The organism is Mesorhizobium sp. ESP-6-4 (assembly GCF_020164735.1).
Lineage (GTDB): Bacteria > Pseudomonadota > Alphaproteobacteria > Rhizobiales > Rhizobiaceae > Mesorhizobium.
Genome location: NZ_JAIUGS010000002.1, coordinates 409,166 through 422,970, shown reverse-complemented (window position 1 = coordinate 422,970; position 13,805 = coordinate 409,166). Strand labels below are relative to the sequence as shown.

The 13,805-nt window shown below is 64.3% G+C and carries 16 protein-coding genes; 5 read left to right on the top strand and 11 right to left on the bottom strand.

Annotated elements, in window-relative coordinates; translation table 11 throughout:
• Positions 1-150 precede the first annotated feature (150 nt).
• The 3 genes from LB523_RS05740 to LB523_RS05730 all read right to left on the bottom strand — a co-directional run bounded on the left by LB523_RS05740 (position 151) and on the right by LB523_RS05730 (position 3,985).
• Positions 151-1,347 (bottom strand): diaminopropionate ammonia-lyase, encoded by a 1,197-nt coding sequence (locus tag LB523_RS05740; protein ID WP_224601419.1) that lies wholly within the window; start codon positions 1,345-1,347, stop codon positions 151-153.
• Positions 1,348-1,550: 203 nt separating this feature from the next.
• Positions 1,551-2,786: a Zn-dependent hydrolase gene (locus LB523_RS05735; RefSeq protein WP_224601417.1), complete on the bottom strand. Its 1,236-nt coding sequence runs from the start codon at positions 2,784-2,786 to the stop codon at positions 1,551-1,553.
• A complete protein-coding gene (locus tag LB523_RS05730; protein ID WP_224601416.1) occupies positions 2,783-3,985 on the bottom strand; it encodes a diaminopropionate ammonia-lyase in 1,203 nt (400 codons plus the stop codon). The genes LB523_RS05735 and LB523_RS05730 overlap by 4 nt, the downstream gene beginning before the upstream one ends.
• A 107-nt stretch (positions 3,986-4,092) precedes the next feature.
• Here LB523_RS05730 and LB523_RS05725 point away from each other — a divergent pair, with 107 nt between their 5' ends.
• Positions 4,093-4,566, top strand: coding sequence for an Lrp/AsnC family transcriptional regulator (locus tag LB523_RS05725; protein WP_181174745.1), 474 nt, complete (start codon positions 4,093-4,095; stop codon positions 4,564-4,566).
• A 191-nt stretch (positions 4,567-4,757) separates the two neighbouring features.
• Here LB523_RS05725 and LB523_RS05720 read toward each other — a convergent pair whose 3' ends face one another.
• On the bottom strand, positions 4,758-5,084 hold the full coding sequence (locus LB523_RS05720; RefSeq protein WP_224601414.1) for a DUF1330 domain-containing protein: 327 nt from the start codon (positions 5,082-5,084) through the stop codon (positions 4,758-4,760).
• A gap of 174 nt (positions 5,085-5,258) precedes the next feature.
• Between LB523_RS05720 and LB523_RS05715 the strand changes: the two genes are divergently transcribed.
• The 3 genes from LB523_RS05715 to LB523_RS05705 all read left to right on the top strand — a co-directional run bounded on the left by LB523_RS05715 (position 5,259) and on the right by LB523_RS05705 (position 6,755).
• Positions 5,259-5,951, top strand: coding sequence for a winged helix-turn-helix transcriptional regulator (locus LB523_RS05715; RefSeq protein WP_224601411.1), 693 nt, complete (start codon positions 5,259-5,261; stop codon positions 5,949-5,951).
• Between the two features lie 180 nt (positions 5,952-6,131).
• Positions 6,132-6,413 carry a type II toxin-antitoxin system RelE/ParE family toxin gene (locus LB523_RS05710; RefSeq protein ID WP_224530836.1) on the top strand — a complete coding sequence of 94 codons (282 nt, stop codon included), beginning with the start codon at positions 6,132-6,134 and terminating at the stop codon, positions 6,411-6,413.
• Positions 6,414-6,452: 39 nt separating this feature from the next.
• Complete coding sequence (locus LB523_RS05705; protein ID WP_140840657.1) at positions 6,453-6,755, top strand: HigA family addiction module antitoxin; 303 nt, start codon at positions 6,453-6,455, stop codon at positions 6,753-6,755.
• On the opposite strand, the gene LB523_RS05700 is transcribed toward LB523_RS05705, so the two are convergent.
• From LB523_RS05700 to LB523_RS05675, 6 genes are all read right to left on the bottom strand, one after another.
• On the bottom strand, positions 6,752-7,732 hold the full coding sequence (locus tag LB523_RS05700; protein ID WP_224601409.1) for a branched-chain amino acid ABC transporter permease: 981 nt from the start codon (positions 7,730-7,732) through the stop codon (positions 6,752-6,754). The genes LB523_RS05705 and LB523_RS05700 overlap by 4 nt on opposite strands.
• Position 7,733: 1 nt before the next feature.
• Positions 7,734-8,621, bottom strand: a complete 888-nt coding sequence (locus LB523_RS05695; protein ID WP_224601407.1) for a branched-chain amino acid ABC transporter permease — start codon at positions 8,619-8,621, stop codon at positions 7,734-7,736.
• Positions 8,622-8,628: 7 nt separating this feature from the next.
• Positions 8,629-9,333 (bottom strand): ABC transporter ATP-binding protein, encoded by a 705-nt coding sequence (locus LB523_RS05690; RefSeq protein WP_224601406.1) that lies wholly within the window; start codon positions 9,331-9,333, stop codon positions 8,629-8,631.
• Positions 9,326-10,078 carry an ABC transporter ATP-binding protein gene (locus tag LB523_RS05685; protein WP_224601795.1) on the bottom strand — a complete coding sequence of 251 codons (753 nt, stop codon included), beginning with the start codon at positions 10,076-10,078 and terminating at the stop codon, positions 9,326-9,328. The genes LB523_RS05690 and LB523_RS05685 overlap by 8 nt, the downstream gene beginning before the upstream one ends.
• Positions 10,079-10,122: 44 nt before the next feature.
• The gene (locus LB523_RS05680) at positions 10,123-11,331 is read right to left on the bottom strand and encodes an ABC transporter substrate-binding protein (RefSeq protein WP_140840649.1); all 1,209 of its coding nucleotides are present in this window, start codon (positions 11,329-11,331) and stop codon (positions 10,123-10,125) included.
• A 368-nt stretch (positions 11,332-11,699) separates the two neighbouring features.
• Entirely contained in the window at positions 11,700-12,407 is a 708-nt protein-coding gene (locus tag LB523_RS05675; protein WP_224544616.1) for an SDR family NAD(P)-dependent oxidoreductase, read from the bottom strand.
• A 335-nt stretch (positions 12,408-12,742) separates the two neighbouring features.
• Here LB523_RS05675 and LB523_RS05670 point away from each other — a divergent pair, with 335 nt between their 5' ends.
• Positions 12,743-13,039, top strand: a complete 297-nt coding sequence (locus LB523_RS05670) for a hypothetical protein (RefSeq protein ID WP_224601403.1) — start codon at positions 12,743-12,745, stop codon at positions 13,037-13,039.
• A gap of 155 nt (positions 13,040-13,194) precedes the next feature.
• Here the strand turns inward: LB523_RS05670 and LB523_RS05665 are convergent, their stop codons facing one another.
• Positions 13,195-13,791: a YdeI/OmpD-associated family protein gene (locus LB523_RS05665; protein WP_224601401.1), complete on the bottom strand. Its 597-nt coding sequence runs from the start codon at positions 13,789-13,791 to the stop codon at positions 13,195-13,197.
• Between the last annotated feature and the right edge of the window lie 14 nt (positions 13,792-13,805).

The window sequence follows — 13,805 nt, the reverse complement described above, 5'->3', positions numbered from 1 at the left end:
AAAACTGAAACGCCGGTGGGACAGCGCCCCCTCTGGCCTGCCGGGCATCTCCCCTCTTGGAGGGAATTTAGCGCTCGACCGCCGTCGCCGATCGCCTAGCCACTGCGAACCTTCTTCGCACCACCGTCGCAACTTTTCCTGGAATTGCTCTCAGGCAGTCTGCAGGAACACCTCTGCCGGCGCCATCCCGACCAGCTCGGCAAACCGGCCATGGTCGGTGGCGCCCTCCGAGTTGACGACGAGCACGCGGGAGCCGGCATCGAGACCTAACGCCGCGCGCATCTGCCCGTCGCCCACAGCGCGGACCAGTCCGGCGAGCCCGACGCCGCCGCTCTCGCCGGAGACGATGGCCGGATCGTTGCCCAAGGGCTGCGCCAGCCGCTTCATTACGGCGACTGCGTCCTCTTCTTCGACCGTCATGAAGGCGTCGCCGACGCGCGCCAGCACGCGCCAGGCGACCAAGGACGGCTCGGCACATTCGAGCATCGTCATCACGGTCGGCTGCTGCTGGGCGATCGTCACCGGACGTCCGGCCTCAGCCGAGGCGTAGACGCAAGCCGAGCGCCGCGGCTCGACCACCACGGCTTTCGGCCGCCTGGAGCCAAGCATGACCGCCACATGGCCGGCGATCGCCGCCGCGAAGCCACCGACGCCGGCCTGCAGGAAGACATGCGTCGGTGGCTCGGCCAAGCGCCGCAGCGTCTCGCGCACGATCACCGTGTAGCCCTGCATGACCAGTCCGGGGACGCGCTCATAGCCGAGCCAGGACGTGTTGGAGACGATCTTCCAGCCGCGCTCGGCACCGACGCGGGCGACTTCGCGCACCGCATGGTCATAGCCGCCCTCGACCTCGACAATCTCGGCGCCGAAGCGAGCGATGGCCGCGACACGCTCGCGGCTTACGCCAGCATGGACGTAAATCACCGAACGCGCGCCGACGAGGCCGGCCCCCTGCGCCACCGAACGGCCATGGTTGCCATCCGTTGCGCAGCAGAATGTCATCTGAGCAGCGATGGCGCGCAGCTTGGGATCGTTGATCTCGCCGATATCGACATCGCGCCCGAAGCGTTTGCCCGCCTCCTCCAGCACCAGTCGCATGACGGCATAGGCGCCGCCCAGCGCCTTGAAGCTGCCAAGGCCGAGACGCTGGCCTTCGTCCTTGACATAAAGCGCCGCGAGGCCGAGGTGATCGGCCAGCGCCGGCAAGGCGTGCAGCGGCGTTTCGGCATGATCGTCGCGCGCCTTGAGGTAACGCTCGGCCCGCTCGCCCCCCGCGATGCCGAGCGACTCGGCATCGGCGGCAATCAACGGCTGGTTGTGTTCGGGACGTTGGTTGAGAAGCAACATGCTAGTCTTCCTGCGAGGCACTGAACTCTGTCGGCGGGCGCGATTCGGGCGCGATTTTGGATGCTTTAATTGGCTAAGTGATTGAAGTTTGTTTCGATTGGATGTCGCCGGATATTCGCTTCAGGACGACCAGATACAGCCAGCATGACTATTTTTGGTGGTATTTCACCCCCAGCGGTACGCCTATCTGATTCCTCCCGCGATCAGTCGGCCGCCAGCCGGGCGGCGACGCCAAGCAGGATGTTGGCGCCGGCGACCAGTTCGTCGGGAGCGGTGAACTCGGTGGGGTTATGGCTGATGCCGCCCCGGCTCGGCACGAAGATCATCGCGGACGGCGCGATACGGGCGATCATCTGCGCGTCGTGGCCGGCGCCCGAGGTCATGCGCCGGCACGAAAGGCCGGCGGCCCTGGCGCCGTCCTCGATCAGCGAGACGATGCGGGCATCGAAGGTCACCGGCTCGAAACGCGCCAGGCTTTCGGCATGGACGGTGACGCCGGCGCTTGCGGCCAGCTTGTCGAGGAAGGCGGCAAGCGTCGCCTCCTCTTCGCGAAGATGCGTTTCGTCGGGATCGCGCAGGTCGATGGTGAAGATCGCCCGCGACGGGATGACGTTGATGGCGTTCGGCTCGAACGCGATGGTGCCGACGGTGGCGACGGTGCGCGTCGACGAGGCGCTGGCCCGGTCCGCCAAGAAGCCGATCACGCGGGCGGCGGCGACGCCTGCGTCCTTTCGCATCGACATCGGCGTGGTGCCGGCATGGTTGGCCTCGCCGTCGATGGTAACGCGCTGCCAGGAAATGCCCTGCAGGTTTTCGACCGCGCCGATGGCGATGCCCTCGCGCTCGAGCACCGGCCCCTGCTCGACATGCAGCTCGACATAGGCATGCGGCTTGAGGAAGCCGGGCTGATGCCGACCGGCATAGCCGATGCGCTCCAGCTCCTTGCCCAGCACCGTGCCGTCGGTGCCGACCGAGGCCAGCGCTTCCTCGAGGTTCCGACCGCCAGCAAAGACCAGCGAGCCCATCATGTCGGGCGAGAAGCGCACGCCCTCCTCATTGGTGAAGGCGGCAACCACGATCGGGCGCGCCGGCGCGAAGCCGGCCTCCCTCAGGCTCTCGATCGCTTCGAGGCCGGCAAGCACGCCATAGCAGCCGTCATAGATGCCGGCGTCGATCACCGTGTCGATATGCGAGCCGAGCATGACCGGCGGCTGGCCCGCATTGGCGTCGTCCCGCCAGATGCCAAAAATGTTGCCGATGCGGTCGACGGCGACCTCGAGCCCTGCCTCTTCCAGCCAGCCGACGAAGCGGTCGCGGCCGAGCCGGTCCATCTCGGAGGCGGCGACGCGGACCAGCCGCCCCTGCGCATCGCGGCCGATACTGCCGAGTTCCTGGATGCGGCCTAGAAGCCGGTCGGCGTTGATCATCAGATTGCTCATGCCGGCTGCCTCACTTGCGCGACTTCTTCCGGCACCATGCCGACGAGCTCGGCATAGCGGCCGGGATCCGTCGCGCCCTCGGAATTGATAATCAGCGCGCGGGAGTTCCCGTCGAGGCCGAGCGCCGCGCGCATCGTCTTGTCAGCGGCCGCGCGGATCAGCCCGGCGAGCCCTGCCCCGCCGCTCTCGCCGGAGACGATCGCCGGGTCATTGCCCGAAGGCCGCGCCAGGCGGTTCATCACGGCGACGGCATCTTCCTCGTCCACGGTCATGAAGGCATCGCCGATCCGCGACAGCACGCGCCAGGCGACCAGAGACGGCTCGTAGCATTCGAGCATCGCCATCACAGTGGGCTCGCTGTGCGCGATCGTGACCGGGCGTCCGGCTTTGGCCGTCTCATAGACGCAGGCCGCCCGCGTGGGCTCGACCACGATTGCCTTCGGGCGATCCTCGCCAAGCATGATGGCGAGATGGCCACCCACAGCTGCGGCGAAGCCGCCGACGCCGGCCTGAAGGAAAACGTGGGTGGGCGGCTCAGGCAAACGCTTCAGTGCTTCACGCACGATCACCGTGTAGCCCTGCATCACAAGCCCGGGTATGCGCTCATAGCCCGGCCAAGACGTATCGGAGACGACGGTCCAGCCGCGCTCGGCGGCGACGCGGGCGGCCTCCCTGACCGACTGGTCGTAATCGCCGGCGACGCGCACCATTTCGGCGCCGAAGCGGGCAATGGCCGCCACGCGTTCGTTGCTGACGCCGGAGTGGACGAAGATGACGGAGCGCGCGCCGACAAGGCCGGCACCCTGCGCCACCGAGCGTCCATGATTGCCGTCGGTGGCGCAGGCGAAAGTCATCTGCCCGGCCATCGCCTTCACCTCAGGCTTGTGCAGGTCCTCGACCGCGACGGCGCGGCCGAGCTGCCTGCCTGCCTGCTCCAGCACCAGATGCATGACGGCATAGGCGCCGCCCAATGCCTTGAAGCTGCCGAGGCCGAGGCGCTTGCCCTCGTCCTTGACATGCAGCGCCCCGATGCCGAGTTCGCCCGCCAGCGCCGGCAGGGCGTGCAGCGGCGTCTCGGCATGGTTGTCGCGCGCGGCAAGGAAGCGCTCGGCCTCGTCGGCCCCGGCGAGCCCAAGCGTCGCGGCGTCCTCCTCGGTCAGCGGCTGGCGACGGTCCGGGTGGCGATTGAGCAGGAACATGGTCGGCTTTCTCCATCTTGACGACTGAAATTTATTGCAGGTCAAGCGAGAAAGGCGCTCTGTTTTGGCGCTTGAATTGCAAGTTTGTTTCGTTGGGAAACGCTGCCATGTCCATTTCGCCCGAACTCGACGCCTTCGACCGCGCCATCCTCGCCATCCTGCAGAAGGACAACGCCACGCCGCAGCGCACGATCGGCGAGAGGGTCAACCTGTCGGCGCCCGCCGTGCAGCGGCGCATCAAGCGCATGGAGGAGACAGGCGTCATCCGCGCCAATGTGGCGCTGGTCGATCCGGCCAAGGTCGGCCATCCAATCACGATCTTCGTCGAGGTCGAGGTGGAGAGCGAGCGCGCCGAGCTGATCGACGCCGCCAAGCGAGGCTTCGCGCAGGTGCCGGAGGTGCAGCAATGCTACTACGTCACCGGCGAGGCCGATTTTATCCTCGTCGTCACGGTGGCGACGATGGCCGATTACGAGGCGCTGACCAGGCGGCTGTTCTTTGAGAACAACAACGTCAAAAGGTTTCGCACGTTTGTCGCCATGGACCGGGTGAAGGTGGGACTGGAGGTGCCGGTGGGGTGAGGCGTCGAAGCTGCCGACCTCCCCAACAAGTGGGGAGATCGGCTGCCGTCCTGGCTTTCGCCAATCTCCAACCTCTACTGGATCGGCGACGCCGCGTGTTCGCACGACACTTTCGGGTTCATGTCGGCGAAGGTGCAAGCGCCGTGGCTGTTTGTGCTTGATGATCCCGGGTTCGATGCGGCGGCCGCCGATCATCCCTTCGGCAGGTATGAAATCGTTCCGGCTAGGTCGGTGTTGTCGATCAGCTGAAAGCGGCTTTCGCTGCCGCCCTGGCGGGCCGACACGAAGGGGGCGTAGGCCGGATCATTGGTGAAGGCGTGCGCCGCCGCTTCCGATGGGAAGGCCATCAGCGCGATCAGCGTCGTGTCGAGCGGCTTGCCCTCGAGCGTCTTCACATTGCCGCTGCGCGCCAGATACCTGCCGCCGTGCTTGTGAACGAGGTCGTGCACGGTAGCGGCGTAGTCCGGTATCCATTTCGGATCTTTCACCTTGATGTCCGCGATAAGGTAAGCAGTCATGGTCATTCTCCTGGTTGCTGCGCACAGGGAGATCCCGTGCGTCGGCCAAACGGCTCGCACGGCAGGGCTCGCGCCAACCAGTCCTGGATCTGTACCGGCCCGGTACAGTTTCTGTACTCGCCGCTTCATTCATGAACGTCTAATGTCCGGCCAATTTTTGAGGAGGCGCGGATAATGGCCCAGCACGGTTACAAGCAGTTCTGCCCGCTATCGATGGCCGCCGAGGTGCTGTGCACCCGCTGGACGATGGTGTTGATGCGCGAGCTGGTGGCGGGCTCGACCCGCTTCAACGACCTGCGCCGCGGTGTGCCGAAAATGTCGCCGACCCTTCTGTCGCAACGGCTGAAGGAGCTGGAGTTGGCAGGGATCGTGGAGCGCCGGGAAGTCCCGGGCGAGAAGGGTATCTTCGACTACCGGCTGACCGAGGCGGGACGCGACTTGCGCCCTGTTGTCGAGGCGATGGGTTTTTGGGGACAGAAATGGGTCGAGTCCCGGCTGTCGTTGAAGAACCTCGATCCATCGCTGCTGATGTGGGATATGCGGCGTAATCTGAACCCCTCGCCGCTGCCCGATGGAAGAACCGTGATACAATTTCTGTATCAGGACCTCCCAGCCTCGAAACGCTCGTGGTGGCTGATCGTCGAGAAGCATGGTGAGGTCGATTTGTGCTGGTACGATCCGGGCTTCGAGGTCGACCTCTACGTCTCGACCGATCTCCACACGATGACCGCAATCTGGATGGGCGTGCTGACTGTCGAGAAGGCCGGCGTGAAGGTCGTCCTGACCGGCGACAAGGCCATTGGCAGGAAGATGCAAAGCTGGCTCGGGCTCAGCCCGTTCGCGGTCGAACCGAAGCGCGCGGCGTAGCCGGGCACCACCTTGGCTGTCGCACGTTTATGGCGATGGACCGGGTGAAGGTGGGCTGGAAGTGCCGGCGGGCGCACCTTGCCTCAATATAATCCCTTCGGGGCGTTTCGTATCACGACATGATACTTTACGCTTGATCTTGGAGACGCATCATGAGAAGATACGTTTCGGGGGAAGTGGATGATACGCTCGTTCAGAGACAGGATCACTGAGGCGGTTTCGACAGGCAAAGCTCCGAAAGGATTCCCGGCAGATCTCGTTCGTGTCGCTCAACGGAAACTGTTCATGTTGGACAACGCTCCCGAACTGGCCGACCTCAAGGTCCCACCGGGAAACCGGCTTGAAGCGCTGAAGGGCGATCGCGCCGGTCAGTACTCGATCCGTATCAACGACCAATTTCGCGTTTGCTTTCGGTGGACGGATGGCGGAGCGGACGATGTAGAGATCACCGACTATCATTAGCTGAACCAACCAGCTCTATCCCGACAGGAGCGGAACCAAATGATCAACCTCGACAAGCCTATCCATCCCGGCGAGATATTGAGGGCCGAGTTCCTCGAACCACTCGGCCTGAAGCCCTACACTTTGGCGAAGAAGCTTCACGTCCCACGTACGCGTATCGAACGCCTTGCCAACGAGACCACGCCCGTTACGCCAGACACCGCTTTGCGCCTCGCAAAGTTCTTTGGAACGACTCCGCAGTTCTGGATGAACATGCAGGCCAGCTATGACCTCGCCGTCGAGGGCACCTCCATACGGGATGAACTCAAAGAGATTGAGCGGTTCGGGGCGGCCGCAGCTTAGGAGTTCTTGCCGCCCGCCCTGCGCCCCAGCCATCTTGCATAGATCTCTCCGACAATCCCACGCCGGAATACCAGCACGCAGACCATGAAAATCAGCCCCGTGGCGATGGTCACCGGAAAGCCGGATGTCGCGAGCGTATTTTCCAGTCCGACGACGAGGCCGGCTCCGACCGCCGGGCCGGCCATGGTGCCGATGCCGCCGAGCAGCGTCATCAGGATCACTTCGCCAGACATCTGCCAGGTGACGTCGGTGAGCGTGGCGAACTGGAAGACGATCGCCTTGGTCGCGCCGGCAAAGCCGGCAAGCGCGGCCGACATGACGAAGGCGGCGAGCTTGTAGCGGCCGACGGAATAGCCGAGCGAAATGGCGCGGTTCTCGTTCTCGCGGATGGAGCGCAGGATCATGCCGAAAGGCGAGTTGACGATGCGCCAGACGGCGAAGACGCCGATCAGGAAGACGGCGAGCACGAAGAAATACATGTTCATCGTGACGTTGAGGTCTACGACGCCGAACAGGTGGCCGCGAGGCACGCCCTGGATGCCGTCCTCGCCCTCGGTGAAGGGCGCCTGGACGCAGAAGAAATAGAACATCTGCGCCAGCGCCAGTGTGATCATAGAGAAATAGATGCCCTGCCGGCGGATGGCGAGGAAGCCCATGACGAGGCCCATGCCCGCGGCACCTGCGGTGCCGAGCAGGATGCCGGCCTCTGGCGGCCAGCCCCAAGCCTTCACAGCATAGGCGCAAAAATAGGCCGCGCCGCCGAAGAAGGCGGCATGGCCGAAGGAAAGCAGGCCGGTGTAGCCCAAGAGCAGGTTGAAGGCGCAGGCGAACAGCGCGAAGCACAGCATCTTCATGACGAAGATCGGGTAGATGACGAAGGGCGCGGCGATCAGCGCCACGATGCCCAGCACCACCAGCGCCCGTTCGAGCCTCAAGGAGGCGGCGGCGCGTTCTGCGTGAAGGGTCGCTTGGCTCATCTCAGGCGTCCCTTCCGAACAGGCCGGCGGGCCTGAGCAAAAGCACGATCGCCATGATGACGAAGACGACGAGGTTCGAGGCCTCGGGATAGAAGACCTTGGTCAGGCCCTCGGCGAGGCCGAGCAAGTAGCCGGTGACGATGGCGCCGAGGATCGAGCCCATGCCGCCGACCACGACGACGGCGAAGACGACGATGATGAGATCCGAGCCCATCAGCGGGCTGACCTGATAGACGGGAGCGGCAAGGATGCCGGCTAAGCCCGCAAGGGCCGCGCCCAGCCCGTAGGTGAGCGTGAGCAGAAGCGGCACGTTGACGCCGAAGGCCTGAACCAGTTCCGGGTTCTCGGTCGCGGCGCGCAGGTAGGAGCCTAGCCTGGTCTTCTCGATCAGCAGCCAGGTGCCGATGCAGACGATGAGCGAAGCCGCCACCACCCAGCCGCGATAATTGGGCAGGAACATGAAGCCGAGATTGGTGCCGCCGGCGAGCAGCGCGGGCACGGCGTATGGATTGCCGGAGACGCCGTAATAATAGCGGAACACGCCTTCGATGACCAAGGCGAGGCCGAAGGTGAAGAGCAGGCCATAGAGCGGGTCGAGGCGGTAGAGCCGCGACAGGGCCATGCGCTCGACCGCCATGCCGAACAGGCCGACGGCAAGCGGCACCAGGACCAGCGCCGGCCAGTAGCCGATGCCCAAATGCACCAGCAGCAGATAGCCGATGAAGGCGCCCAGCATATAGAGCGCGCCATGGGCGAAATTGATGATGCGCAGCAGGCCGAAGATGACGGCGAGCCCGAGGCTGAGCATGGCGTAGAAAGAGCCGTTGATCAGGCCAACGAGGAGTTGGCCGAGGAGCGCCTGGATTGGGATGCCGAAGATCATGGTCATGGCACCATCATACCCCCAGCACCTCGTGCAGCTTGTCGGTATGCGCCGTCAGCTGGCCGACGGCAAAACCCTCCACCACCTTGCCGTGGTCCATCAGGTAGAAGCGGTCGGCGATGCGGGCGGCGAAGCGGAAGTTCTGCTCGACCAGCAGGATGGTCATGCCGCGCTTCTTCAACGTCGCCAGCAACTCGCCGATTCGCTGGACGATGACGGGCGCCAGGCCCTCCGTCGGCTCGTCGAGCAAAAGCAGCTCGACGCCGGTCCGCAGAATGCGGGCGATGGCAAGCATCTGCTGCTCGCCGCCAGACAGCTTCGTGCCCTGGCTGTTGCGGCGTTCCTTGAGGTTCGGGAAAAGCTCGAATATCTCCTCGACGCTCATGCCGCCCTCGGCCACGACCGGCGGCAGGATCAGGTTCTCGTCCACCGTCAGCGTGGCGAAGATGCCGCGCTCCTCCGGCACGAAGCCGATGCCTTGATGCGCGACGCGGTGCAACGACAGGCGGATCAGGTCCTTGCCGTTGAAGGTGACGGAGCCGGTGCGCTTGCGGATCAGGCCCATGATGGCGCGCAGCGTCGTCGTCTTGCCGACGCCGTTGCGGCCAAGCAGCGTCACGGTCTCGCCGCGCATGACGTCGAGGTTGACGCCATGCAGCGCATGGCCCTCGCCGTACCAGGCGTGGAGATCGCGCACGGCAAGCAGCGGGTCACTCATGCTCGGTCCCCATGTAGGCGACGCGCACACGCTCGTCCTTGCTGACGGCGGCGTAGTCGCCGGCCGCCAGGATCTGGCCGCGCTGCATGACGGTAATCCAGTCGCAGAGATCGGCAACGACGGTCAGATTATGCTCGACCATCAGCACGGCGCGGTCTTTTGCCAGCGCGCGGATGATGCCGGAGATGGTGCCGACATCCTCATGCCCCATGCCGGCCATCGGCTCATCGAGCAGAAGCACCTTCGGGTCGAGCGCCAAGGTGGTCGCGATCTCCAGCACGCGCTTGCGGCCATAGGAGAGATCGCCGGCGAGACGATGCGCGGCGTCATCGAGGCCGACGATGGCGAGCAGCTCGCGCGCCCTCGGCGTAAGCCGATCCAACGCCGAGACCGGGCGCCAGAACTGGTAGCCCAGCCCGCTTGGACGCTGCAGCGCCACGCGAACATTGTCGAGCACGGAGAGGTGCGGAAAGATCGCCGATATCTGGAAGGAGCGGACGAGCCCCATGCGCGCCACTTTCGCCGGCGGCGTGCGGGTGATGTCGGTGCCGAGCAATTCGATCCTGCCGCTGGTCGGCTGCAGGAATTTGGTCAAGAGGTTGAAGATGGTGGTCTTGCCGGCGCCGTTCGGGCCGATCAGCGCATGGATCTTGGCGTGATGGACGTCGAGGTCGACATCCTTCACCGCGACGAAGCCGGCGAAGTCGCGCCGCAGGCCGCGGGCGGAAAGCACCACCCGCGGCATCTGGTCCGTGCTGTCCGGGCGGACAGCGGTGGCGGTGTCGAGCGTCACTTGGCGACGAGCGGACAGCCGCTGTCCTCGGCCTTCATGAAGGCCTTGTCGCCCGGAATGGTCGCCAGATAGGTGTAATAGTCCCAGTCCTTCTTCGACTCTTCCGGCTTCTTGACCTGGTAGAGATACATGTCGTGCACCATCGAGCCGTCGGCCTGCACCTTGCCGTTGGCGGTGAAGACGTCGTTGACCGGCATTTCATGCAGCTCCTTGGCAACCGCCTCTGTCCCGTCGGTGCCTGCCTTGTCGATGGCCTTCAGATACTGCGTCACCGCCGAATAGGTGCCGGCCTGGATCATGTTCGGCATGCGGTTGGTGCGCTTGAAGAAGCGCTGGGCGAATTCACGGCTCTTGTCGTCGCGATCCCAGTAGAACCCTTCGGTCAGCACTACGCCTTGCGCCGCCTGCAGGCCCAGCCCGTGCACTTCGGCGAGTGTGAAAAGGAGCGCGGCCAGCCGCTGGCCGCCAGCGACGATGCCGAATTCGGCTGCCTGCTTGATCGAGTTCGAGGTGTCGAGGCCGGCATTGGCGAGCCCGACGATCTTGGCGCCGGAGGACTGCGCCTGCAGCAGGAAGGAGGAATAGTCGGTGGAGCCGAGCGGATAGCGCACCTCGCCCAGCACTTTGCCGCCGCTCGCCTCGACGAGCTTGGCGGTCTGGTCCTTCAGCGAATAGCCGAAGGCATAGTCGACGGTGATGAAATACCAGCTGTCGCCGCCCTGCTTCACCAGCTGGCCGCCGGTGCCGACCGCTTGGGAGTGCGTGTCGTAGGCCCAATGGAAACCATAGGGCGAGCACTGCTTGCCGGTGAGGTCGGTGGAAGCCGCCCCGGTGACGATGTCGATCTTCTTCTTTTCCTTAGAAAGCCCCTGCACGGCCAGCGCCACGGACGAGGTGGTGAGCTCCATGATCGCGTCGACCTGCTCGGTGTCGTACCACTGGCGCGCGATGTTGGAGGCAATGTCGGGCTTGTTCTGATGATCGGCGCTGACGATCTCGATCGGCGCGCCCTGCACCTTGCCGCCGAAATCATCGACCGCCATCTTGGCGGCCTCGACCGACCACTTGCCGCCGAAATCGGCATAGACGCCCGACTGGTCGTTGAGGATGCCGATCTTGACCTTGCCATCGGAGATTTCGCCAGCCGCGGCCGGCATTGCGGATGCCGCAAGGAGCGCGGCCGAGACGAGATAGGATGCTTTCACTGGTGGTTCCTCCCATGTGGCAACCACGGGAAACGCGGCTGCCTCGCGATGGTTCAACAGTTCCTTCGGATTTTGGATTGGAGCCTCGATCCCGCTCTGCCGCTCCTCCTCTGGCGGGCCCTCCTGTTTGCGAGCTGGGCCGCAGCGTGCCTTGGGTGCACGGGCGCGAGCCTAGCACCACATGTCGCGGGCCGAGAATGCTATTTTCGTAGCATGGCTATCGGCAGACCAGCGCTTACCAAACAGACAGGCGACATGCAGGCTAAGTGCTTGCATTGTCTGGCTTTTCCACTCTCACGCTCACTTTTCGACGCCCGAGTGGAAAATTTATACTTTTCAATGGCTTGTCTTAAGCTTCTATTTTCTGCTCACCACGCCAGCCGCTTGCCGTCGCGAAAAAAGCCGCCGGTCGGACCGTCGTCCGGCAGAGTAGCGGCCCAGACGATGCCGGCCGCCCCTTGCGCGACCGGACGGCCGCCTGGGCCGCCCATGTCGGTCGCGACCCAGCCAGGGCAGATCGCATTGACCAGGACGCCTGCACCGCGCAGCTCAGCCGCCAGGATGCGGGTCAGCGCGTTGAGCGTCGCCTTGCTGGTCGAATAGGCCGGCGCGCCGGCGCCCATCGAAGCGAGCGAACCGCCCTCGGACGAAACGTTGACCAGCCGGCCGTGGCCGGAAGCGCCAAGCAACGGCGCCAAGGCGGCAGCGACGCGCCAGGCGCCGAAGACATTGGTCTCGAATGCCTCGCGGATCACCGTCCAGTCGGGCCTGAGCGCCTGCGCCGAAGGGTCGTAATGGATGGCGGCGTTGTTGACCAAAACGTCCAGCCGGCCGAACCGGCTCTCGACCTCGACCGCGGCGCGGTCTGCGGCCTCGGACGCGGCGACATCCAGCTCGATGGCTTCGACGGCGCCGCCAAGTGTCCTTGCCGCCGTCTCGCCCTTGGCGAGGTCGCGCACACCGATGAGCACGGTGAAGCCGAGTTCCGCAAGCTGGCGCGCCGTCTCCAGACCGATGCCGCGATTGCCGCCGGTGACGAGCGCCACCTTGCCCGAATGATTTGCCTTACTGGTCATCGCTGCTGATCCTCGGTTATTCGTGCCGTCAGCAAGATCGCATCGATCACGGCGATTGATTAGCGGGAAGAATTTGCAATCATTATGCAATACAGCTCATGAGCCGGGACCCAACCGGATTCGCGCTCGGCAGAGATGTAACCGCGGAAGCGCCGCCCCTTGCCGTCGGCATGTGGGCACTTGCGCATTCCAAGAGCGAAGGCCTCCCCAGACACAATCTAGAAACAAGATTCAACAGTCCGGAAAAACTCGCGAAAAAAGCGGGTGTCATAAGCGGTACCGCAGCAGCCGAACTTACGGCGCGCGACAAAAGTCCAACCGAAGGAACGCCGATTATGAAAAAGACCCTTCTTTCCGCACTCGGCCTGGCCATCGCCCTCGCTTTCGCGGTGCCGGCGCTCGGCACCACCGAAGCCAACGCCGCAGCAACCGCACCCGCTGCGACCACGACGACCGCCACGACCACTGCTCCGGCCTCGGCCACCGAGACGGCGAAGCCTACCGCCAATGGCCCGCACAAGAAGCTCAGGAAGCACCACCGTCATCATGCTCGCAAGCATCATCACGTGAAGAAGCACCACGTGCGCAAGCACCATGTGATGAAGAAGCATGTTGCGAAGAAGGCCGCATAAGGCCTGACGCGTTGCGGCCTTCATGACCGGATGATCCGAGACCGCTTGCTAAGGGTTCAGGATCATCGCTTCCCGAAAACGCCGCCCTCCCTCCCGGGCGGCGTTTTTGTTTGCGGACTTAGTGGGCAACCCTGCAACCATTTCGGGATCATGCCTTATTTCTTCTGCGGGTGGATCGTCTCGCCGCGCTTCAACATCGCCACCAGATCAGCAATCTTCTTCTTGCGGCCGGCCTCGGTCTTCATATTGTGGACGCGGAAGGCGAGCGCGAAGCGGTTCTGTGCCGAAAGCTTCTCCAGCACCGCTTTCGCCTTCGGTTCGGCATCGATCGCGGCCTGCAGGTCGGGCGGGATGGTCATCTCCTTCGATCCGCCATAGGCGCGGTCCCAGCGACCGTCGGCCTTGGCGGCCTCGACCTGCTTGAGGCCATGCTGGGTCATGCGGCCCGCCTCGATCAGGCGCGCGACATTGTCGATGTTGATCTTGCTCCAGATGCTCTTCCTGCCGCGCGGCGTGTAGCGCTGCAGGAAACTCCTCTCGTCGAGCGACTTGCGCACGGCGTCGATCCAGCCGAAGCAAAGCACGACGTCGATCGCCTCCTTTGGCGTGATCGAGGCGAGACCAGAACCGACCTTGTGGATCTTGATCCAGACCTCGCTTTCGCTGGCGTGGTTGTCGGCAAGCCAGGCATGGAAGCTTTCGGCATCCGCGAATTCGCGCACCTTGTTCGGATCCACCTTGATGGGGGCCATCGTTGTTCCTCCTT

Excerpts from the sequence above, each read along its gene's own strand:
- LB523_RS05705 (WP_140840657.1), top strand. The coding sequence starts at position 6,453 with ATGATCAACCTCGACAAGCCTATCCATCCCGGCGAGATATTGAGGGCC.
- LB523_RS05685 (WP_224601795.1), bottom strand. The coding sequence starts at position 10,078 with ATGCCGCGGGTGGTGCTTTCCGCCCGCGGCCTGCGGCGCGACTTCGCC.
- LB523_RS05725 (WP_181174745.1), top strand. The coding sequence starts at position 4,093 with ATGTCCATTTCGCCCGAACTCGACGCCTTCGACCGCGCCATCCTCGCC.
- LB523_RS05675 (WP_224544616.1), bottom strand. The coding sequence starts at position 12,407 with ATGACCAGTAAGGCAAATCATTCGGGCAAGGTGGCGCTCGTCACCGGC.
- LB523_RS05710 (WP_224530836.1), top strand. The coding sequence starts at position 6,132 with ATGATACGCTCGTTCAGAGACAGGATCACTGAGGCGGTTTCGACAGGC.
- LB523_RS05735 (WP_224601417.1), bottom strand. The coding sequence starts at position 2,786 with ATGAGCAATCTGATGATCAACGCCGACCGGCTTCTAGGCCGCATCCAG.
- LB523_RS05695 (WP_224601407.1), bottom strand. The coding sequence starts at position 8,621 with ATGACCATGATCTTCGGCATCCCAATCCAGGCGCTCCTCGGCCAACTC.
- LB523_RS05720 (WP_224601414.1), bottom strand. The coding sequence starts at position 5,084 with ATGACTGCTTACCTTATCGCGGACATCAAGGTGAAAGATCCGAAATGG.
- LB523_RS05740 (WP_224601419.1), bottom strand. The coding sequence starts at position 1,347 with ATGTTGCTTCTCAACCAACGTCCCGAACACAACCAGCCGTTGATTGCC.
- LB523_RS05690 (WP_224601406.1), bottom strand. The coding sequence starts at position 9,333 with ATGAGTGACCCGCTGCTTGCCGTGCGCGATCTCCACGCCTGGTACGGC.
- LB523_RS05715 (WP_224601411.1), top strand. The coding sequence starts at position 5,259 with ATGGCCCAGCACGGTTACAAGCAGTTCTGCCCGCTATCGATGGCCGCC.
- LB523_RS05700 (WP_224601409.1), bottom strand. The coding sequence starts at position 7,732 with ATGAGCCAAGCGACCCTTCACGCAGAACGCGCCGCCGCCTCCTTGAGG.
- LB523_RS05670 (WP_224601403.1), top strand. The coding sequence starts at position 12,743 with ATGAAAAAGACCCTTCTTTCCGCACTCGGCCTGGCCATCGCCCTCGCT.
- LB523_RS05730 (WP_224601416.1), bottom strand. The coding sequence starts at position 3,985 with ATGTTCCTGCTCAATCGCCACCCGGACCGTCGCCAGCCGCTGACCGAG.
- LB523_RS05665 (WP_224601401.1), bottom strand. The coding sequence starts at position 13,791 with ATGGCCCCCATCAAGGTGGATCCGAACAAGGTGCGCGAATTCGCGGAT.